The sequence below is a fragment of the Pedobacter sp. BAL39 genome, assembly GCF_000170795.1.
Classification (GTDB): Bacteria; Bacteroidota; Bacteroidia; order Sphingobacteriales; family Sphingobacteriaceae; genus Pedobacter.
This window is the reverse complement of record NZ_ABCM01000004.1, coordinates 203,583-223,303: the sequence shown is the minus strand read 5'-3', so window position 1 is coordinate 223,303 and position 19,721 is coordinate 203,583. Positions and strand designations below refer to the sequence as shown.

Here is a 19,721-nt window from a genome sequence, read left to right as displayed (position 1 = left end):
GTTAAAGTTATTTTTGCATAAATTATTCATAAACCCAGATATAATGTATCGTTCGAAAATAGCAGGAGTTGGGCACTACGTTCCTAAAAATGTGTATACAAATGATGATTTGTCCCGTTTTATGGAGACCAGTGATGCCTGGATCCAGGAGCGTACCGGCATCAGGGAGCGGCGTTTTGCTGACCGCCTGGAAGAGACTACGACGACCATGGGCGTGGAAGCTGCAAAGGTTGCTATGGAGCGTGCCGGCATCACCGCACAGGAGGTGGATTTCATCATTTTTGCGACGCTGAGCCCTGACTATTACTTTCCTGGCTGCGGTGTCTTGCTGCAGCGCGAGATGCAAATGAGAGAAATCGGTGCCCTGGATATCCGCAATCAATGTTCAGGTTTTGTGTACGCCCTTTCTATTGCCGACCAGTTTGTCAAAACGGGAATGTACAAGAATATCCTTGTAGTGGGCAGCGAGAAACATTCTTTTGCCATGGACTTCGAAACCCGGAGCCGCAATGTGTCTGTCATCTTTGGCGATGGTGCCGGGGCGGTGGTGCTGCAGCGCACGGACAAAGAAGGACAGGGAATACTGAGTACGCACCTGCACAGTGATGGTGCGGATGCAGAAGAGTTGGCGATGTATTATCCTGGTGCTCATGCGAACAAATGGCTGAAGGATAAACCCGGTTATCCTGATCAGGAGCTTGGTGGCCTGTTCATCACCAAGGAACAGATAGAACAAGGGGCAACATTGCCCTACATGGATGGCCCAGCTGTATTCAAAAAGGCCGTGGTCAAGTTTCCTGAAGTGATCCGCGAGGCTTTGGAAGCCAATGGCATGACTGCAGAAGACATCGACCTGCTGGTGCCGCACCAGGCGAACCTCCGCATTAGTCAGTATGTACAGCAACTGCTGTCGCTGCCCGATGAAAAGGTATTCAACAACATTCAGAAATATGGAAATACGACGGCTGCCTCAGTGCCCATTGCACTTAGTGAGGCCTGGGAATCAGGCAGGGTCAAAGAGGGCGATCTGATCTGCCTGGCTGCATTCGGTTCCGGCTTTGCCTGGGGCAGTGCACTGATCCGCTGGTAACAGCGGATATTAACTCCCTTTCGCTGATCTGGTCATCTGCTCAAAGCTGTCCCACAATTCATCAGGGATGGCTTCAAGTCCATTAAACTGACCTGCACCCTGTAGCCATTCCCCTCCGTCAATGCTGATGACTTCACCATTGATGTACCCTGCGAAGTCGCTGATCAGGAAAGCGGCAAGGTTGGCCAGCTCCTGATGTTCACCTACACGCTTTAGCGGCACCCTGTTTTTAAAATCAAACTTTTCAGCAAGCTCGCCCGGTAGCAGCCGTTCCCATGCCCCTTTCGTAGGAAAAGGACCCGGTGCGATCGCATTGGTACGGATGCCATATTTACCCCATTCTACAGCCAGCGAGCGTGTCATGGCTAGAACGCCTCCCTTGGCACAAGCCGAAGGAACGACATAAGCCGATCCGGTAAAGGCATAAGTGGTGACAATATTGAGCACGCTTGCCGGCTGTTTCTCACTGATCCAGTGTTTGCCAAAAGCCAGCGTACAGTTCACAGAGCCCTTCAGCACGATATCGATGATGGTAGAAAATGCATTTGCAGAAAGACGTTCTGTAGGGGAGATGAAATTGCCCGCAGCATTGTTAAGCAGGCTGTCTACCTTTCCGAAGGCCTTCAATGTTTCTGCGAGCACTTGTTCCACCTGCTGGTAGTCGCGCACATCACAAGCAAGGGCAAGCACTTTTCCTCCTGTTTCCTGCTCCATCTCTGCTGCCGTTTTTTGAAGGACGTCGAGCTTGCGACTGGTGATGACAAGGTTCGCGCCCAGTTTAAGGAAATATAGGCCCATCGCTTTGCCAAGTCCTGTACCTCCGCCAGTAATGACAATGGTTTTGCCCTGTAAGGCATCGTCTCGTAACATGGGTTGATTGTACATGATTATTTCTTTTGAAGGTTATCAATGATCGTTTTGAGGATGCTCCTGGTGGTGGGCGACCACCATTGCTGGAGCATCAGTTCCAGTTCTGCGGAATGATCGGCGTTGGCAGCTGCAATCAGCTCCCTGCGGATGTTGAGCTTACTCTGCTCCCAGGTGTTGCGCTCCATAGCCATGTATTTGCGGATCCGGCGCTCGGCAGCGGTAAGGATCCCTGCAGGGTTCACCACCTCATCGACCAGCCCATCGGCGAGAGCTTCTTCCGGACTGTATAAACGACCTTCCAGCAAACTCCTGCTCGCCTTTGCCTGGCCCAGCCAAAACGCGTAAAGTTGAAAGATGCTGTTGGGAACGATGATGCCTACGGGTACCTCATTCAGCCCGATGATGGACTTCCCTTCCGCCATAATGCGGTAGTCGGCCGCAAGGGCAATCACGCATCCTCCAGCCGGACTATGGCCGTTGATGGCCGCGACGAAAGGTTTTTTAAAAGCAGTGATGGTGGCGACAAATTCGAGAAAAAGGTGCCAGAAGCTGGCAGCTTCCTCTTCGGTATAGTTGTATAATTCGATGAGGTCAAGTCCGGCGGAGAAAAACTGCTCCTGTCCGGTCACGATCACGCCAGAGATGTTGTTGTCGGACGCGATGTTGCGGAACATGTCGTTGAGCTCGGTAATCATCTCTCTGTTCAATGCATTCGAGCGCCCCCGGTTGAGGGTGATCAGGGCAACACGGTCCTTTATGGTGACTTTAATGGTATTCATAGGGGTGGTTATGTTTATTATTTTACTTCGTAATTATAAGTGGTCCGTGCCAGGTGCCCCTGCATGTCTATCCCTTCCACAACAACGCGGTAGCTGCCCGCTTCATCGGTATTGAAGAAGCTGAAAGGGATTTTTCCATCCGTGCTCGTTACCAGGTTTGGGTTCCAGTATACGGTGCTGCGGAGGTCAGCTGCGGCATTTGGGTTTTCATCATAAGCAGGTGAATAAAACTCCCTTGCGAGGTAGTAACCCTGAGGGTTGTGGGTGATGATGCCGGGAACAAAGCGGTCCATGTTGGCATATCCGCCACCGCGTTTGGTGGTGATGACAAGGACGCCCCCGGCGCCATTGGAGCCATAGATGGTGGTGTAGCTGATGGACTTGAGCACCTCGATGGTCTCTACGTCATTGGGAACGATGTTGTCCAGTCCCTCAGAGCCGATGTTCATGCCGTCGAGAAAGATCTGCATCGGGATGCGACCACCATTTCTGGTCAGGAAGGCCTGGCCATTGGTGATGATGAGGCCGGCGACACGTCCCTGCAGACATTGTGAAAGGTTGATGCAGGTGTTGAGCTGGTCGGCAGTAATCACCGCATCTGCATTACCCGGGCCATTCATATTGCTGGAGTTCTTAGCAGGGTTCTTTTTCTCGACAATCTTGACCTCGTCGAGCATGAGGCTACGTTCCAGGAGCCCTCTTTTTGCCATCTCGTCGAAGAAGTTTGCACTTTTGGTCAGGTAGGCAGACAGGGCTTCATTCACATTGATCTCTATATCTCCGGTGTTTTTATTGGTCGTCACAATTTGTCCTGGGACTTGGTCCAGCTTAATATCAACGCTTTTCTTTCCTTTCTCATTGCGTGCCTGAACAATAAATTTGGTGTCTTCGCCAAAGATGAGCTGGTCGAAGTTAAACCGGCCTTCTGCATTGGTGAGTGTATCTATCGCAAATAAACCTCCTGAAGAGGAAAAGAGGGATACCTTGCCATTAGGAACGGGTTTTCCACCATAGGTGGTAATGGTGCCGCTGATGGCGATGGATTTTTCCGGCTGGAAGCGGATGATGGGAGCGGCGTTGCTGATGATGTTTTTCCAGATGAAACGGCGCCATCCCTGTGTGAGGAGGAGGTTGTCTAAATCTTCAAGGGTCTTAGGGGTGTTGTCGAGAAAGTAATGATTGGGTTTTTCGATGTAGCCGACCAGGTCGCTGCTGAGCAACATGGAGGTCATGATGTTGCTCTCATTTTCCAGGTCGGGTTTTACGGCCGCAGTATTGGTGACAGCGACGGAGAAGGTGCCTTGTACGGGTTTGCCTGCAATAGCGGCCGACAAGTTGAGGGTTACCTTTTCTCTTTTTCCGTAGCTGCTTTTGGCACTTTCAATTTTAGCATCAATCTTATCATTTACATGGTTGACAAAGACCAGTCGCTCTGCGATGGGCTGATTGTCGGAAGAGAAAAGAGTGAGCTGTATGATGCCCGAGGGCAGCTCACTCTTTAATAAAGGGATCACGATGACTTGTTTGTCGGAGGTCGCATTGGAGGCAAGGTATACCGTTCCTCCATGCTGTGCAACGAGTTTCAGGTTTTTGGGGCCTACCAGGTCCTCGCTCATCATCACTTTAACATAGATCTTGGCTGTATCAATGTTGTTGACATTCATGATGTAACCGCTGTTTTCTATTTTTGGAAGGGCAACCTTTTTGGATGATCCGTCGGGGAATTTCACCGTCGCAGTGTATGCATTGCCCGGTTGAGGGTTGAGGACGAAGTTATCCATCCCAAGCGGGCCTGCGGTAAAGGTATTGATTTCTGTACCCTGCTGATCATGGATCGTGCCTGTAACTGCAACCCCAAGTCCGGAGGGACTGACTGCTTTGAATCCGACACGATTTGGCAGTCCCATCACGAGGTGTCCGCTTTCCGGAAAAAACTGGACATCAACATCGTTGGACGTCGCCTTGATTGGGATCTCCTTGATCACTTTTTCTTTATCAGGCATCTGGATGACGGCCACGATTTTGCCCGACTTGCTGGTTGCGGGTATATTGTTGACAAAGTCGAGGCTGACCTCTCCCTGTGCATTGGTGGTTGCTTTCCCTTTGGCAACGGGTTTAAAGCCGAGCTGCACTTCATAGCTGACTTCTCTGTTGGCAAGGGCATCCCCTTTATCATCCATGAAAGCAACCTTGGCGGACACTTTATCTTTGGCGCCGTCTTTACTATAGGTATATTCTGCGTTGGTAAATACCTTGTTTGACCAGGAGTTGCCCACCTTAATGGTCTTGTCGTAGAAAAACTCAGGGCCTGCATTTCTCATCCATTGGGTGTAGGCGCGGATCCTGTAGTTGCCCTCACGCAGGGTATCCGGTAATTTGAAGTCGCCCCATCCGAAGCCTCCGTTGAAGGCCAGCCGTAACCGTTTTTTTACAGAATCTTTTTCATTGATGAGCTCCACGTACAGGATTTTGCTGATATCCGAAGGTGTCATGGTGGCTGCATTCATGATGTAAGCCTTAAACCAGATGTTATCCCCAACGGCATAGTAAGGTTTATCCAGGTGCAGGTGCACTTTTTCCTGTGCATATTTCTGGTTGTAACCCTGCATTTTCTTCAGCAGATCGTCGAAAGGGTCATCGTAAGCAATGGAGACAAAAGCCATACTTATAATAGACACCAGGAGCAAAGGCAGAAATAGTTTACGGTTCATGGAGATGGGCATTAATGTATAAAGCCTCAATATACGAAATATTGAGGCTTTATATAATTTAAGGTTCCCGGCGGGGTAGGGTCAGAACTTATTCTTCCACATCATGCTTTCGACAGGTTTGGTAGTTTTGTTGTTGTATTTGGCGTTGTTCTTACTGTTATACATGGTCTCAATGTCACCTTCTACAACGAAATAGATCAACTGTCCTATCGGCATCCCGGCGTAGATGCGTACCGGCTGTGCGCAGGAAATTTCCAGTGTCCAGGTGTTGCAGAACCCGACATCACCCTTGCCAGCGGTGGCATGGATGTCTATGCCGAGGCGGCCGGTGCTGGATTTGCCTTCGAGGAAGGGTACATGTGCGTGTGTTTCGGTGTATTCGAGGGTTACGCCAAGGTAGAGTGTTCCGGGCTGAAGGACATATCCTTCTTTGGGGATCTCGAAGTGCTCGATTTTATTGTGTGCTTTGGCGTCCAGAATACGGTCTTTATAAGTGGCAAGGTATTTTCCTAAATGAACATCGTAAGAGTTTGTGCCCAGGCATTCTGCTTTAAAAGGCTCGATGATGATGGTTCCCTTGTCAATTTCTTCAAGGATTCTTTTGTCAGACAGTATCATTTTATCAAGTATTGGGCTAAATTATGATTAATTTAAGATACTTTTGCACAGTATTCCAAAATAGAGATGCCCGTAGTTTTTAATATCAACATTGACGATGATACCACACTTTCGGTGTGGAAAATCGAAGAGACCGAAGCGCAGCTGATGGCCGGTCTGCAGCTCAAGCAGCATGAACTGGATTTCATCTCCTCCTTGAACAATGGCAAACGTCTGCTGCACTGGCTGAGCACTCGTGTGCTGCTGAGGACCATGTTAAATACTTCTGAATATATCGACTGTCAGATGGATGAGCATGGCAAACCGTATCTTCCAAACTCTGATTACCACATTTCCTTCAGTCATTCTTACGATTATGCTGCCGTGATGATTGGTAAGGCGAAGAAGGTTGGGGTAGACATTGAGCTGATCAAACACAAGATCAAGAGCATCAAACATAAGTTTCTTTCTGATGCGGAGCTGGCGCAAAAGCAGATTGGCGACAACATCAACGGCCTGTATGTCTGCTGGTGCGCTAAAGAAGCCATTTATAAGTGGAATGGAAGGAAAGGACTGGAGTTTAAGCAGGACATTCATATCAAACCTTTTAAGCTGAAGGATGATGGCATCCTGACGGCGGTTGTTGACCTTCCGGAGGGGCCTCGCGAACTGGATGTGCGCTATTTTAAAACGGATGATGGTTACATGCTCGGCTATGTAGTCGCCTAATTTTCATACCATGAATAAGAATGTTCAATTCATAGACTGGGGACTTACCGATTATCAGGAGGCCTGGGACAAGCAAGAGGGGCTGTTCAATACTACAGTGGCCATAAAAACCGCTAACAGAACCAACCATACTACATTGGAAACCCCCAATTACCTGGTTTTTTGCGAGCATCCACATGTGTATACGCTCGGCAAGAGCGGACATCCCGAAAATCTGTTGCTGGATGAGCAGGGCTTGGCCGACAAGGGGGCTACCTATTATAAAATCAACCGTGGGGGCGACATCACCTATCATGGTCCTGGCCAGATTGTCGGTTATCCCATCCTTGACCTGGACAATTTTTTTACTGACATCCACCTTTACCTGCGTACGCTGGAAGAAGCCGTAATCCTGACGCTTGCGGATTATGGGATCGCCGCAGGACGGTATCCCGGCTTTACTGGGGTCTGGATTGATGCGGATAATGAAAAAGCACGGAAGATCTGTGCGATGGGCGTGCGCTGTAGCAGATGGGTAACCATGCATGGTTTCGCTTTCAATGTCAATGCAAGTCTCGATTACTTCAATAATATTGTTCCTTGTGGGATAGATGATAAAGACGTGACTTCGATGCAGCGTGAGCTGGGATATGCGCTAGATATGGCAGAGGTGAAAAGTCGTCTGAAAGGTCATATTGCTGATCTTTTTCACATGACGCTTCATTAGAATTGCGATTAATTCAACTGAACTGAACACCGCCTTTTTAGTAGAATCTTTGTTGATTGGATGAAATCGGGTTTCTGTTATCCCAACTTTTAGATGTTTTTCTGTTCGTTTGCTTCAGTAATGGTGTTTGTTATCAGAGTTTTATAAAAATGCAATGAAAGCTTTGAATTTTTATAACTAATATTATCTTTACGGGAAACTAAAAAAACAAACATCTATGGACTACACATCAGAATCAGCAGCGGCGGGCGCTGCTGCAGGAATTGGCTTGGGAGCAGTATTCTTCTCTCTTCTCTTAGTCGTCGTAATTTACGCTGGCTTATGGAAAATTTTTGAAAAAGCAGGAAAACCCGGTTGGGCTGCCATCATTCCAATTTACAATTTAATCGTGCTTCTTGAGATTGTTGGGAAACCAATGATCTGGATTTTATTCTTACTTATTCCGTGTGTGAACATTGTGTTCGCCATCTGGCTTTACAATCTGCTGAGCAAAAGCTTTGGTAAAACAGAAGGGTACACTGTGGGTATGATTCTTTTGCCTATCGTTTTTGTCCCGATGCTGGGATTCGGTGATGCGCGTTACCTCGGCCCATCTGCTTCGGAAGCTCAAAATGGTGGTCCCTTCGGTTTGAACAACAATCCGTTTGGCGCAAACGATCCTTTCAACAAACCTCCGACCACACCAAACGTATAAGTTAACGTGTTGATGTCATACTTTTTATCCGCCTGGTCTTCTTTATTAGAACAGGCGGATAATTTTTTTCTTACCTGCCCCTTTAAGTACCTTACGGGCTATGATTGTCCGGGTTGTGGCTTTCAGCGCTCCCTGCTGGCGCTGCTGAAAGGCGATCTGCAGCAAAGCCTGCATTTATATCCTCCTACCATTCCTTTGCTGCTTACCTTCATCATCTGCCTGCCGGCAAGATATTTTACCTCCTGGAGGACTGACCGGTTAGTTAAGGTAATGTTTCTTTTCAGTGGAGCTGTGGTGCTGATCAGCTACCTGTTTAAAATTGCAGGCCCCCATCAGCATTAAACGCGGGTAGATGTTTGCTTCCTTTATTAATCATTTCTAATGATCCCGCTGCCCATTCTTAGCGGCAAACTCAATACCTTTCTTCTTCGTAAATAAATACCGTCGGGCAACAATGTCCGACTGAATTATTCCATGAAAATCTACCTGTTTATTCTTTCAATATTGGTAATATTGGGCTGCGAAAGAAACTTAAATGCGATGAATACAGAGAATATTGATGCAGGAGCTTCAACAGGCGAGCTGACGTACCTTGCGCTTGGTGATTCTTACACCATCGGTGAGGCAGTGCCTGCAGCTGGAAACTTCCCAAATCAGCTGGTGGGGATCCTGAAGAATAAAGGACTGAAGGTGGCTGGTCCGAAGATCATTGCAGTGACCGGATGGACAACCTCGGAGTTGCAGGATGCAATCCGCGCAGAAAAACTTAACAGGAAATTTGACATGGTCACGCTGCTGATCGGGGTGAACAACCAATACCGTGGTGAGTCTATTGACAGCTATAAAAAGGAATTTACAGCGTTGCTGCAAACAGCGATAGACTTCGCCAGGGGCGATGCCTCAAAGGTTTTTGTGGTGTCTATCCCGGACTGGGGATTAACGCCTTTTGGTAAGAACAGCGGCCGGGATGTTGCGCAGATCTCTAAAGAAATTGATGAGTTTAATGCGGTAAACAAGGCCATCAGCAAAGACCGGAACGTAAGTTATACAGACATTACGCCGGCGTCAAGGCTTGCAGGTAGCGACAACAGCCTGGTGGCTGAAGATGGACTCCATCCTTCGGCAAAGATGTACCTCGACTGGGCCGTAAATGTTGCGCCATCAGTTGAAAAGGTATTTTTAAAGCATTAGTACTCTACTGCCGCGGTGATGTGGTTGTAGTCTTTGGCCAGTGTTTCCAGAAAATGTAGCTCGTTCATACCTTCTGGGATACTGATGCCCAGAACGGTTTTAATCCTTGCCGCCGTGGCATATATTAATTCTGTATTGAAAGTTTTGTAATAGGTCCTTATGACTTCATGGATCAGTTCCATGTCGCGGTCACTGAGCTGGTCCACATTGTTGAAAACCGGAACATATCCTGCTTCCTCAATGGGCCGGAAGGCAATATGGTCGTAGGTTGTGCGCTGGGTGGTTTTGATAACCACGGTGCCGGCAACGAGGTCGCCAATACGTTGTTTGTTTTCCGAGAGGGCAACACAGATCAGTCCTCCTACCTGTCCCGTCAGGTAAAAATCTACCAGTCTGAATAGCCAGCGGATCAGGTATTGTCCCATGCTGGCCTGCGCACCATCAAGGCTGATGACTTTAATTTTCAGCAGGCGCTTTCCAATACTTTGTCCGTCCATGAACATCTCGGTGAGCAGGTTATAAAAAACAAAACCCGCGCCATATATCACAGCAGCGATCACAAATGGGACGGCTGTATCCGTTGCAACGCCCGTAAACAGTGCTGCGAGAATGATGAACAGGATGTAGATGCCCACAAAAATCCCCAGGTCAATTAATCTTGCAGAGATTCTTTCTCCAAGCCCTGCTACAGGGTAATCAATATCGACATGCTGGGAGGTTTTGACCTTTATAGTTTCCATATAGTTCAAATATAATATTGATGTTCAAATTATTCTTGTAAAATTGTTTTTTGTCTGTATTTTACGGGAAAATTGTATTCCCAAGTTGGTATCATGAGAGAGGCGCTATTTGTTAAACATAATTCGGAAAAGTGGAAGCGCTATGAGGAGCTGCACACCGATAGCCCTGATGAACTTGCCGAACGTTTTGTGGAAATTACCAATGACCTTGCCTTTGCGAATACTTTTTATCCGAAATCCAAGACTACAGACTATTTAAATGGGATGGCTTCCAGGCTGCATCAGTCTATTTACAAGAATAAAAAAGAAGAGGGTAACCGGTTTCTGCGGTTCTGGAAATATGAGTTGCCGGAGTTATTTTATCAATACAGGAAACAGCTGTTATATGCCTTTATCTTTTTTATCATTTCCTCTTCAATAGGCGTATTATCGGCGAAGTACGACGATACTTTTGTGCGGCTGATCCTTGGTGACGGGTATGTGAACATGACCAATGAGAACATCTCGAAGGGAGATCCTTTTGGTGTTTACAAACGGCAGGGGCCGTTCAGCATGTTTCTGATGATTGCGGCCAACAATACCTACGTCTCCTTGCTTATGTTTGTGAGCGGTGTGTTTTTTGCCATCGGGCCTGTATTTTTTATGTTGAGAAACGGAGTCATGATCGGCTCCTTTGAATACTATTTCTTTAGTAAGGGGCTCGGTGCCGAGTCGGTGCTGGTGATCTGGATCCATGGTACGCTGGAAATCTCAGCGATCATCATTGCCTGCGCTGCCGGACTGGTGCTTGGGCATGGGCTATTGTTCCCTAAAACCTACACACGTATGCAGGCATTCAGGCGAAGTGCCAAAGACGGAACAAAGATTGCCCTGGGCATCGTACCGATCATTATTGTTGCCGCTCTGTTTGAGGGTTATGTAACCCGGCATACGGAAATGCCCTTATGGCTGAGCATCAGCATCCTTGGGGGCTCTCTATTATTTATCATCTGGTATGTGATCGTATATCCCTACCGGTTATCAAAACGCAATCAACATTTACAACATGCAGGACAAACTGGAATTTAAAAAGATCAGGGAATTTGGTGAGATCATTAACGATACTTTTCTGTTTTTAAAGCAGAATTTTAAGCCATTAATCAAGGTTTTCTTCGCCTTATGCGGGTTCTTCCTGGTGGGCAGTGCAATCAGTACCATCATCTATACGATTAACGCACAAGATGCGCTCCGCAGTCCAAGGACATCTCCTTTTGCCCAGCTGTCGCAGATATTCAATCTCAATTACCTGCTGGTCATTATTTTCAGCACAGCCAACTATGTCGCCATATATGTCTCCGTTCTGAGTTATGTTGCCGTATATATCGAAAAGGGGAACGTAATTCCAAGCCTCGAAGAGGTATGGGCTTATTTTAAGTATTATTTTTTCAGGGCCCTGGGCAGTGGTCTGCTGATGGGGCTTTTCTTTTTTGTTGCCTTGATGATGTGTATCATCCCCGGAATCTATGTGTTCCCGGCGTTGTGCATTTTCCTGCCAGTGATGGTTTATGAAAATGGAGGTTTCAGCTATTCCTTCAGCCGTTCGTTTAAGTTGCTGAAGAACCAGTGGTTTCCTACGGCAGGGGTCATCCTGATCTTATATGTCATGACGTATGCCTGTATGTCGATTGTCTCTGCCCCGGCTTTGATTTTTACCATGACTTCTCAATTTCTACAATTTGAGAAAACCACACTCAACTGGCTCCTGGCAGGGTCTACAGTTTTGCAGTACCTATGTCAGGTGTTTATGATCCTGCCGGTCATTGGTTTTTCCCTGACCTATTTTAGTCTGGTAGAGCGCCTGGACAGCGATGGCCTGATGCAGCGTATCGGTCAGCTGGGAGAGGATAAACAGGCATTTAAAGCACCGGAAGAATATTAAGATGAGGAGATGGTTTCCTTTTCTGTTGTTGATTGCCGTATCGCATGGAAGTCCTGTAATCGCGAAGATCACACCGCCTGTTGTCGTGTCCATTGATACGCCGGAGAGGTTGAAGACGGACAGCGGGGCACTGCAGCTACGGAAGATGGATGCGGGACACCTGCGCAGCTATCGTAACAATCCCGACTTCAAATACGACGAAGGGATAGTGCAGGTAGATGGTTTGTGGGAGCGTTTTTGGAGCTGGTTCTGGAGATTGATTTCTAACCTGTTTAATAAAGCAATCAACGATAGCACGAGTACGGGGACATTCATCAAATATATCGCACTTGGTCTGCTGGTGCTGCTGATTGGTTTTCTGATCACCAGGCTCGCTGGTCTGAACCTCAGAATTTTCTCCCGCAAGTCTAAAGCGGTTGATGTGCCCTATATGGAGCTGGAAGACAATATTCATGAGATTGATTTTAACGTGGAACTTGAAAAAGCAGTTGTTGCTGGTAATTATCGTCTTGCAGTGCGGTTGTTTTACCTGCAATCTCTGAAAAAGCTGAGCGACCGGAACCTGATCGACTGGCAACCGGAAAAGACAAACCACGCGTATGTCTCTGAGCTGACTGATCCTGAGCGTAAAGTACAGTTTAGACAGTTAACCCTCCAGTTTGAGTATGTCTGGTATGGGGAATTTTTTATAGAGAAGGAAAGCTTTGCGGAACTTCGTACAGCATTTGAAAAATTTAACAGGGGGTTGGCATGAAGGGAATAAGAATGTATTTCATCGGCAGTGCCGTTATCCTGGTCATCTACCTCATTGCACAGTATTACAGGCCTAAACCGGTGGACTGGACGTCCAGTTACCTCAAGGAAGATAAAATTCCTTTTGGCTTGTATGTGCTTCATGAGGAACTGGATGTACTGTTTCCTAAAACTGTTGTCCATGTATCCAGAAAACCGGTCTACAACACTTTGAAGTCGGCCGGTTATAAAGATGCTGGTTATTTGCTGATCACAGGTTCGGTCAAGATGGATCAGCTGGACTATCAGGAGCTGACGAAGTTTATGCAACAGGGCAATTCTGTATTCATTGCTGCGGCAGATTTAGGTAAGACGCTCAAGGATACGCTGGGGCTGGATGTATACGGTACTTTTTATGAGGGAAAGACAGGGCTTAACTTCGAGAATCCGGTACTCAAGAACGATAAGTCATACCTTTTTAACAAAGGTATTGGTGATGCCTATTTCAGCAGGATCGATTCTTCGAGGGCGACCGTTCTTGGTAGGAACACGGCTGGCGAGATCAACTTCCTGAAATATAGCTATGGTAAAGGGGCACTGTATGTCATGCCAAACCCGCAGGTGTTCAGCAATTATTGCTTGCTGGGAAAACCGGGCGCCGACTATGCCGTAAAGGCTTTGTCGTATCTTCCGAAAGGAAAGGTGCTGATCTGGGATGAATACAGTACCAAAGGGAGCATCGAGAATAGCTCTGTCCTGAGGGTGATCTTTAAACATGATGCTTTACGCTGGGCCTATTACCTGTCGCTTTTTTCATTGCTTGCCTTTGTGTTTTTTGAGATGAAGCGCAGGCAGCGCATCATTCCTGTATTGGAGCCTTTGCAGAATTCATCTCTTGAGTTTGTAAAGCTGATCGGGAAGCTTTATTACCAGCGGCGCGACAACCGCGACATTGCGCAGAAGAAAATCAGTTATTTTATGGATTTCCTCCGTAGCCGGTACAGGATTAAGCTGACCACAGCCGATCTTGCGATGCAGGAAGAGCTGATCCATAAATCAGGTGTGCCGCAGGAGACGGTAAACGGATTGTTTTCGGTAATCAGGAATATAGATAAGGAATACCAGGTCAGCGATGAGTCGCTGATCCTGTTGAATCAGTTAATAGAAAAATTTTATAAACAAGCCCAATAAATTATGGAAGAGGAAATGTTTAATCAGAGAACAGACCTTTCGCAGTTAAACACAGCGGTAGAACAAATCAGAGCAACCCTGGGCAGTATCATCATTGGTCAGGAGTCGACGATAGACTTTCTCATTGCCGGATTGCTGGCAGATGGCCACATCCTGCTGGAGGGTGTTCCTGGAGTGGCAAAAACGCTAAGTGCAAAGCTGGTAGCGAGGAGCATTGATGCGGTTTTCTCAAGAGTTCAGTTTACACCTGACCTGATGCCTTCGGATGTGTTGGGAACCTCAGTGTTTGATCCACGCTCGGCTTCATTTGAATACCGTAAGGGGCCAATATTTGGGAACATCATCCTGGTGGATGAGATCAACCGCGCACCTGCAAAAACACAATCGGCACTTTTTGAAGTGATGGAAGAACGTCAGATTACCGTTGACGGGCATACTTATGTGATGGACGAACCGTTCATGGTGCTGGCTACACAAAACCCAATTGAGCAGGAAGGAACATACAGGTTGCCGGAAGCGCAGCTCGACCGTTTTCTGTTTAAGATTGAGGTGGGCTATCCGACACTGGAGCAAGAAATTGCCATTCTTAACAATCAACATCAGCATAAGCTGGACAGCGGGCTGAAGGAGGTCAAAGCGGTGCTGAGCATTGAGCAGGTGCAGGCGTGCCGCGCCATCATCAAGTCTCTGCATGTGGAGCCAAAGCTGATTGAATACATTGCCAGGATTACGCACGAAACCAGGAACCATAAGTCACTCTACCTGGGTGCTTCTCCAAGGGCTTCGCTGGCGATGATCAACGGTGCGAAGGCAGTGGCAGCAATGCAGGGCCGCGACTTCGTCACGCCTGATGATGTGGTAAAGGTGGCGGCGCCGGTGCTGGCACACCGCATTATGCTGACGGCAGATAAGGAGATGGAAGGGCTGACAGCGGCCGATGTAGTGGGACAGATCATTCAGAAAATTGAAGTACCAAGATAAAATACAGCCTTTTGAAAAAGCTATTCCAAACCTATAAGGACCTCTTTCCCGGCAAAAGACTATTTGCAGGAGCTGGCGTGTGTGTCAGTCTCTTTCTGTTTTCTTTCTTTTTGCCATGGCTTGGCGATTTGCCTTATATCTGCTTTTGGGTGTTTGTGCTGCTGTTATTTATAGATCTGTTGCTGTTATATGCGAGTAGGAAAACTGTATTCCTGAGGAGGGAGCTTCCGGACCGGCTGAGCAATGGTGATGACAACGAGATCAACGTTTACCTGGAGAACTTCTATCACTTCGGGATCCGAATCGGGTTGATTGATGAGATTCCTTTTCAGTTTCAAAAAAGGGACCTGTGGTTTCGGGCAGTGCTACACGCCGCTGAACGGAAGACCATCAGGTATATCTTGCGGCCCACGAAGCGTGGTGAGTATTCCTTTGGGCAGACGAGGCTGTATGTGCAGTCGCCATTAGGGCTGATTACGCGTCGTTTTAATTTCGGGAAGGAGGAGATGGTACCCGTGTATCCTTCATTCCTTCAGCTGCGCAAGTATGAACTGATGGCCATTTCAAACCGGTTGAATGAAGTTGGGGTGAAGAAGATCAGGAGGATTGGGCATAGCCTGGAATTTGATCAGGTGAAAACCTATGTTCAGGGTGATGATTACCGTACGATCAACTGGCAGGCCACAGCCAGAAGGGGTGAGCTAATGGTAAATTCGTTTACCGATGAGAAGGCGCAGCATGTGTATTGTGTGATTGACAAATCAAGGTCGATGAAGATGCCCTTTGAGGGGATGAGCCTGCTGGATTATGCGATCAATGCGAGCCTGGTTTTAGCTAATGTGGCCCTGCTGAAAGAGGATAAAGCCGGTTTGATTACCGTATCTGAAGACGTGGGAAGTGTCGTGCCTGCAGACCGTCGGCCTGCACAGCTGGGAAGGATCATGGAGGTACTGTACCGCGAAAAAACACGTTACCTGGAGCCCAATATGGAGGCACTATACAGTAAGGTGCGGAGTGTATTGAAGCAGCGCAGCCTGATTGTGTTTTTCACGAATTTTGAGAGTATGTCTGCGTTACAGCGGCAGCTTCCCTATTTAAAAAGGCTGGCGAAGTTTCACTTGCTGCTGATTGTGTTTTTTGAGAATACAGAGCTGACCAAGGTGAGCACTGACGAAGCTATAGATGTGGAGGGGATCTACATCAAGACGATTGCTGCCAAGTTTGCTTACGAGAAAAAACTGATGGTAAAAGAACTCGCCCGACATGGTATCCTGAGTGTATTGACTCCCCCCGAAAAACTGACTGTGAGTGTGGTGAACCGTTATCTCGCCATCAAAGCGCAGCAGCGCATTTAATTTTTCATTTTAACTTAGTTCTTCCGTCTAATTTACGATACGGCTTAACACTCTGGAAGACTGATGGGGATATTGGTAGCCAAACCACCATCTGATGTTTCTTTATACTTAGAGTTCATATCGAGTGCTGTTTCCCACATGGTGTTCACAACGGCATCAAGGCTTACTTTTGCCTTATCCGGGTTGCTTTGCAGGGCAAGCTGACTGGCGGTAATGGCTTTGATGGCCCCCATGGTATTTCTTTCTATGCATGGGATTTGCACCAGGCCTCCAATAGGGTCGCAGGTAAGCCCAAGGTGATGTTCCATGGCAATTTCTGCAGCCATTAACACTTGTCGCTGTGAGCCGCCCAGACACTCTGTGAGCGCGGCTGCGGCCATTGCCGAAGAAACTCCGATCTCCGCCTGGCAACCGCCCATTGCAGCAGATATAGTGGCTCCTTTTTTAAAGATACTGCCGATTTCGGAAGCGCAGGCAATAAACTGTGTGATCTTTTCATCGCTGAACCCATCACAAAAAACAACGTAATATTGAAGCACAGCCGGGATGACACCTGCCGCGCCATTGGTTGGCGCTGTGACTACGCGACCAAAGGATGCGTTTTCTTCATTTACGGCAAGTGCGAAACAGCTGACCCAGTCGAGGATATAATTGAAGCTATTGCCACCATGCCTGATGGCTTCGATCCAGCTTTCATAGTTGGTATAGGTGTTGTTACCGATGAGTCTTTTGTTGAGAGCTGCGGCCCTTCTGCCTACATTAAGTCCACCGGGAAGGAAACCTGAGGTATGACATCCCCGGTAAGTGCAGTCGCGCATCACATAGAAATGTTGCATGATGCCTTTTCTTGTTTCAATTTCAGAGCGCCAGGCAAGTTCATTTTCCATGACCACTTCGGAGACTTTTAGTCCGGTGCTGAGGCACCAGTGCAGCAGTTCTGAAGCTTTTTCCACGGGGAAGGGCAGGTCTACCTGCTCCTTGTCGCTGCCTTGCTCTCCTTCTTTAACCACAAAGCCACCGCCAATAGAGTAGTAGGTCTCTGAGATGGCTTTACCTGTACTCAGGAAGGCCTGGAAAGTTACCGCATTGGGATGGAAGGGAAGGCTCTCCAGGAAAAGGAACACGAGGTCTTCGCTGTAGTTGAAGCTGATGTTCTGCTCGCCGTTAAGTGAAAGCTGCCCGTAGGTCTTGATCTCCTCAATGGTGGCATCAATGGCATTGACATCGAAGGTCACCGGATCGGCACCATATAAACCCAATAAAATGGCAATATCGGTACCGTGACCGACACCAGTTTTAGCAAGGGAGCCGTATAGGAGGATTTTGATCTGATCGACTTCAGCCAGGGCGTCCTTTTCTCTCAGGGTAGCAATGAACTGTTGTGCCGCGCGCCATGGACCTAAAGTATGTGAACTTGACGGACCTACGCCAATTTTAAAAATATCAAAAACCGAAATCTGTTCCCTTTGCATAATGCTACAAAGCTAATATTGTTTATCGACATTTTACGCTGTCTGCTATGGGGATGATGTTTTAAAAAAAGTAATTTGATGTCAATTTAGTTTTTTGTAGGAATTTCCATCTTACTGCCTTTTTATTCAGTAAAATATATTTTTTATTTGCCCCTTTGATGTGGTTTTATGGTCTTGGTGGATATATATTCGGGACCATTCCCGATCAAGTCAAGCTGCCGCATGAATTGCTAAAAATCAAACGCAATGATCTTTTCATCCTGTAACATGCGGTCGACAAACTTTTTGTGATTTTTAGGGCTGCCAATTGCTGTCCAGCTGCCAGTGATCAGGCCATCTGAAAGTTCCTGTTTACCTCTGCTTAGCTTCAGCCTGGAGTTCTTGATGTACTCCTCATATTTTTCCAGGCTTTCATTTTCGTATTTTTTGACAATGCGGTATACGCGTTTGGTGTAACGGCGCTCGACCATCTCTTCCAGGTAAGGAAAGGTAAGGAGGGTGATGAGAATGACAATGGTGACACCCGTAGCCTGTTCATAATAGCCAGCTCCGATGGCCATCCCGATGGCGGCAACAATCCAGATGACGCAGGCTGTGGTAAGGCCCTTGACATTGTTGTCTTCCTTAAAAATCACGCCCGCACCCAGAAAGCCGATGCCGGTAACAATGTTTGAGGCAATGCGATCGTGACTGGTTTCACCGATTTTGATGGAAAGGATGGTGAAGAGCGTGGAGCCCAGACCGATCATGATCATGGTTTTCAGCCCCGCTTGCTTATTTCTGAATTCCCGTTCGGCACCAATCAGTCCACAGAGTAAGGTCGCCAGAAGGAACTTGTTGACTTCCGACTGGGTAATGAAGTGATGGTGGTCGATGATGTTTTCCATGTAATCTAATATCACCTACAAAGAAAGGCGATGTAATTCTGATTTCCTAATAGAAATCGTAACAGCGCAACCCATTGTATTTATTGTAGTTGGAGCTGTTGGGAAAATATTTTTCATAGCCGATGGAGCCTTCTGTGGTTCCGCTGGTGTTGGTATAGTTGATGCCTGAGGTGGTGGCATCGTGACTAATTCCAAGACGCAGTTTTTCGCCGTTTCTACTTCCTTTAAAGATGTCAAACATCAGGGAGACGACAACAGCGTCATTTCCGCTTGAGCCACTGCTGCGGTACCATAATCCGGCATTTAATCCCCGGTACTTGAACTGCGCACCTGTACTCAGTGAGGTGGAGCTGGCCTGTTTGTAATAGACTACCGAAGGAATGATGTAAGGGCCATCATCTTCCTGACCATAGCCGACATATCCACCAATAGGTATGCGGTAGCTGGCATTGACAGTAACGCGCATTGGCAACTTCGCCTGCGTACCGCTGAAGGATTCATCAGGCTGATTGATGTGATGAAAAGCCGCACCAATCATAAAGTCATGATAGACGATGTTGGTACCTGCTGCAGCATCAAAGAAAATTTTGTTGTCAATATCAGGAGGCTGCGCCGCAGACACACTGCCGGGAAGGTATCCCAGGCGCATGTCGATCTGGTCGGAGAACACCAGCTTGCTCCAGTCGATCTGTCTGTTGGTAAAACCCGCCTGGATACCAAAAGACATCAGGAAGTCGTCGCCGCCAACACTATAGGAATAGGTAGCCGCAGCATTGTTCTTGACCAGATAGGCGGTACCCTCGCTGCTGCGGTTAAACATCAGTCCGACCCCGCCCGCAAACTTGGAAATGTTGAGGTCTGCAGAAGCGGAGATATAGGATAAGTCGCCGCTAAGGCCTGACCATTGGTTTCTATAGATCATGTTCAGCCTGATGTCGCCTTCAAACTGCCCGGTAAGGGATGGGTTGAGGTACATAGGGGAGTTAAAAAATTGAGAGTACATGTGATCCTGTGCATGTGCCGACAGGCAAATCATCATCGTTAATAACGTTCCTAAATAGTTCACTCTTCTCCTCAT

Annotated in this window: 20 protein-coding genes; 12 read left to right on the top strand and 8 right to left on the bottom strand. The window is 47.5% G+C overall.

Going from position 1 to position 19,721, the window contains the following annotated elements; translation table 11 throughout:
* Nucleotides 1-43 precede the first annotated feature (43 nt).
* A complete protein-coding gene (locus tag PBAL39_RS07350) occupies nucleotides 44-1,090 on the top strand; it encodes a 3-oxoacyl-ACP synthase III family protein (protein WP_039866227.1) in 1,047 nt (348 codons plus the stop codon).
* 9 nt (nucleotides 1,091-1,099) lie between these two features.
* Here the strand turns inward: PBAL39_RS07350 and PBAL39_RS07345 are convergent, their stop codons facing one another.
* From PBAL39_RS07345 to dcd, 4 genes are all read right to left on the bottom strand, one after another.
* Complete coding sequence (locus tag PBAL39_RS07345) at nucleotides 1,100-1,975, bottom strand: SDR family oxidoreductase (RefSeq protein WP_008239913.1); 876 nt, start codon at nucleotides 1,973-1,975, stop codon at nucleotides 1,100-1,102.
* Nucleotides 1,976-1,977: 2 nt separating this feature from the next.
* The gene (locus PBAL39_RS07340; RefSeq protein ID WP_008239912.1) at nucleotides 1,978-2,739 is read right to left on the bottom strand and encodes an enoyl-CoA hydratase/isomerase family protein; all 762 of its coding nucleotides are present in this window, start codon (nucleotides 2,737-2,739) and stop codon (nucleotides 1,978-1,980) included.
* Nucleotides 2,740-2,756: 17 nt separating this feature from the next.
* Nucleotides 2,757-5,450, bottom strand: coding sequence for a carboxypeptidase-like regulatory domain-containing protein (locus PBAL39_RS07335; protein ID WP_039866271.1), 2,694 nt, complete (start codon nucleotides 5,448-5,450; stop codon nucleotides 2,757-2,759).
* 81 nt (nucleotides 5,451-5,531) lie between these two features.
* Nucleotides 5,532-6,068, bottom strand: a complete 537-nt coding sequence (gene dcd, locus PBAL39_RS07330) for a dCTP deaminase (protein ID WP_008239910.1) — start codon at nucleotides 6,066-6,068, stop codon at nucleotides 5,532-5,534.
* Nucleotides 6,069-6,134: 66 nt separating this feature from the next.
* On the opposite strand from dcd, the gene PBAL39_RS07325 reads away from it, so the two are divergent.
* The 5 genes from PBAL39_RS07325 to PBAL39_RS07305 all read left to right on the top strand — a co-directional run bounded on the left by PBAL39_RS07325 (nucleotide 6,135) and on the right by PBAL39_RS07305 (nucleotide 9,367).
* Nucleotides 6,135-6,776 carry a 4'-phosphopantetheinyl transferase superfamily protein gene (locus tag PBAL39_RS07325; protein WP_008239909.1) on the top strand — a complete coding sequence of 214 codons (642 nt, stop codon included), beginning with the start codon at nucleotides 6,135-6,137 and terminating at the stop codon, nucleotides 6,774-6,776.
* Between the two features lie 10 nt (nucleotides 6,777-6,786).
* The gene (gene lipB, locus PBAL39_RS07320; protein ID WP_008239907.1) at nucleotides 6,787-7,482 is read left to right on the top strand and encodes a lipoyl(octanoyl) transferase LipB; all 696 of its coding nucleotides are present in this window, start codon (nucleotides 6,787-6,789) and stop codon (nucleotides 7,480-7,482) included.
* A 217-nt stretch (nucleotides 7,483-7,699) separates the two neighbouring features.
* Entirely contained in the window at nucleotides 7,700-8,176 is a 477-nt protein-coding gene (locus PBAL39_RS07315) for a DUF5684 domain-containing protein (RefSeq protein ID WP_008239901.1), read from the top strand.
* 12 nt (nucleotides 8,177-8,188) lie between these two features.
* Entirely contained in the window at nucleotides 8,189-8,518 is a 330-nt protein-coding gene (locus PBAL39_RS07310; RefSeq protein WP_008239900.1) for a DUF2752 domain-containing protein, read from the top strand.
* A gap of 198 nt (nucleotides 8,519-8,716) precedes the next feature.
* Entirely contained in the window at nucleotides 8,717-9,367 is a 651-nt protein-coding gene (locus tag PBAL39_RS07305; protein ID WP_050784327.1) for an SGNH/GDSL hydrolase family protein, read from the top strand.
* Here the strand turns inward: PBAL39_RS07305 and PBAL39_RS07300 are convergent.
* The gene (locus tag PBAL39_RS07300; RefSeq protein WP_008239898.1) at nucleotides 9,364-10,107 is read right to left on the bottom strand and encodes an RDD family protein; all 744 of its coding nucleotides are present in this window, start codon (nucleotides 10,105-10,107) and stop codon (nucleotides 9,364-9,366) included. The genes PBAL39_RS07305 and PBAL39_RS07300 overlap by 4 nt on opposite strands.
* A gap of 93 nt (nucleotides 10,108-10,200) precedes the next feature.
* Between PBAL39_RS07300 and PBAL39_RS07295 the strand changes: the two genes are divergently transcribed.
* From PBAL39_RS07295 to PBAL39_RS07270, 6 genes are read left to right on the top strand one after another with little or no spacing between them, the layout of a single operon-like run.
* Nucleotides 10,201-11,175, top strand: coding sequence for a stage II sporulation protein M (locus PBAL39_RS07295; RefSeq protein WP_008239897.1), 975 nt, complete (start codon nucleotides 10,201-10,203; stop codon nucleotides 11,173-11,175).
* On the top strand, nucleotides 11,153-12,025 hold the full coding sequence (locus tag PBAL39_RS07290) for a hypothetical protein (protein ID WP_008239896.1): 873 nt from the start codon (nucleotides 11,153-11,155) through the stop codon (nucleotides 12,023-12,025). The genes PBAL39_RS07295 and PBAL39_RS07290 overlap by 23 nt, the downstream gene beginning before the upstream one ends.
* A 1-nt stretch (nucleotide 12,026) precedes the next feature.
* Nucleotides 12,027-12,779, top strand: a complete 753-nt coding sequence (locus PBAL39_RS07285) for a DUF4129 domain-containing protein (RefSeq protein WP_008239895.1) — start codon at nucleotides 12,027-12,029, stop codon at nucleotides 12,777-12,779.
* A complete protein-coding gene (locus PBAL39_RS07280) occupies nucleotides 12,776-13,948 on the top strand; it encodes a DUF4350 domain-containing protein (RefSeq protein WP_008239893.1) in 1,173 nt (390 codons plus the stop codon). Before PBAL39_RS07285 ends, PBAL39_RS07280 begins: the two co-directional genes overlap by 4 nt.
* 3 nt (nucleotides 13,949-13,951) lie before the next feature.
* Nucleotides 13,952-14,929, top strand: coding sequence for a MoxR family ATPase (locus PBAL39_RS07275; protein WP_008239891.1), 978 nt, complete (start codon nucleotides 13,952-13,954; stop codon nucleotides 14,927-14,929).
* Between the two features lie 11 nt (nucleotides 14,930-14,940).
* A complete protein-coding gene (locus tag PBAL39_RS07270; protein ID WP_008239890.1) occupies nucleotides 14,941-16,284 on the top strand; it encodes a DUF58 domain-containing protein in 1,344 nt (447 codons plus the stop codon).
* A 44-nt stretch (nucleotides 16,285-16,328) separates the two neighbouring features.
* Here the strand turns inward: PBAL39_RS07270 and PBAL39_RS07265 are convergent, their stop codons facing one another.
* The 3 genes from PBAL39_RS07265 to PBAL39_RS07255 form a co-directional block, all read right to left on the bottom strand.
* Entirely contained in the window at nucleotides 16,329-17,756 is a 1,428-nt protein-coding gene (locus tag PBAL39_RS07265; RefSeq protein WP_008239889.1) for an L-serine ammonia-lyase, read from the bottom strand.
* Between the two features lie 230 nt (nucleotides 17,757-17,986).
* Nucleotides 17,987-18,643: an MgtC/SapB family protein gene (locus PBAL39_RS07260; RefSeq protein WP_008239888.1), complete on the bottom strand. Its 657-nt coding sequence runs from the start codon at nucleotides 18,641-18,643 to the stop codon at nucleotides 17,987-17,989.
* A gap of 46 nt (nucleotides 18,644-18,689) precedes the next feature.
* Complete coding sequence (locus PBAL39_RS07255) at nucleotides 18,690-19,721, bottom strand: PorP/SprF family type IX secretion system membrane protein (RefSeq protein ID WP_039866226.1); 1,032 nt, start codon at nucleotides 19,719-19,721, stop codon at nucleotides 18,690-18,692.

Excerpts from the sequence above, each read along its gene's own strand:
- PBAL39_RS07260 (WP_008239888.1), bottom strand. The coding sequence starts at position 18,643 with ATGGAAAACATCATCGACCACCATCACTTCATTACCCAGTCGGAAGTC.
- lipB (WP_008239907.1), top strand. The coding sequence starts at position 6,787 with ATGAATAAGAATGTTCAATTCATAGACTGGGGACTTACCGATTATCAG.
- PBAL39_RS07335 (WP_039866271.1), bottom strand. The coding sequence starts at position 5,450 with ATGAACCGTAAACTATTTCTGCCTTTGCTCCTGGTGTCTATTATAAGT.
- PBAL39_RS07285 (WP_008239895.1), top strand. The coding sequence starts at position 12,027 with ATGAGGAGATGGTTTCCTTTTCTGTTGTTGATTGCCGTATCGCATGGA.
- PBAL39_RS07340 (WP_008239912.1), bottom strand. The coding sequence starts at position 2,739 with ATGAATACCATTAAAGTCACCATAAAGGACCGTGTTGCCCTGATCACC.
- PBAL39_RS07255 (WP_039866226.1), bottom strand. The coding sequence starts at position 19,721 with ATGAGGAGAAGAGTGAACTATTTAGGAACGTTATTAACGATGATGATT.
- PBAL39_RS07325 (WP_008239909.1), top strand. The coding sequence starts at position 6,135 with ATGCCCGTAGTTTTTAATATCAACATTGACGATGATACCACACTTTCG.
- PBAL39_RS07290 (WP_008239896.1), top strand. The coding sequence starts at position 11,153 with ATGCAGGACAAACTGGAATTTAAAAAGATCAGGGAATTTGGTGAGATC.
- dcd (WP_008239910.1), bottom strand. The coding sequence starts at position 6,068 with ATGATACTGTCTGACAAAAGAATCCTTGAAGAAATTGACAAGGGAACC.
- PBAL39_RS07345 (WP_008239913.1), bottom strand. The coding sequence starts at position 1,975 with ATGTACAATCAACCCATGTTACGAGACGATGCCTTACAGGGCAAAACC.
- PBAL39_RS07280 (WP_008239893.1), top strand. The coding sequence starts at position 12,776 with ATGAAGGGAATAAGAATGTATTTCATCGGCAGTGCCGTTATCCTGGTC.
- PBAL39_RS07315 (WP_008239901.1), top strand. The coding sequence starts at position 7,700 with ATGGACTACACATCAGAATCAGCAGCGGCGGGCGCTGCTGCAGGAATT.
- PBAL39_RS07295 (WP_008239897.1), top strand. The coding sequence starts at position 10,201 with ATGAGAGAGGCGCTATTTGTTAAACATAATTCGGAAAAGTGGAAGCGC.
- PBAL39_RS07350 (WP_039866227.1), top strand. The coding sequence starts at position 44 with ATGTATCGTTCGAAAATAGCAGGAGTTGGGCACTACGTTCCTAAAAAT.
- PBAL39_RS07305 (WP_050784327.1), top strand. The coding sequence starts at position 8,717 with ATGAATACAGAGAATATTGATGCAGGAGCTTCAACAGGCGAGCTGACG.
- PBAL39_RS07275 (WP_008239891.1), top strand. The coding sequence starts at position 13,952 with ATGGAAGAGGAAATGTTTAATCAGAGAACAGACCTTTCGCAGTTAAAC.
- PBAL39_RS07300 (WP_008239898.1), bottom strand. The coding sequence starts at position 10,107 with ATGGAAACTATAAAGGTCAAAACCTCCCAGCATGTCGATATTGATTAC.
- PBAL39_RS07310 (WP_008239900.1), top strand. The coding sequence starts at position 8,189 with ATGTCATACTTTTTATCCGCCTGGTCTTCTTTATTAGAACAGGCGGAT.
- PBAL39_RS07265 (WP_008239889.1), bottom strand. The coding sequence starts at position 17,756 with ATGCAAAGGGAACAGATTTCGGTTTTTGATATTTTTAAAATTGGCGTA.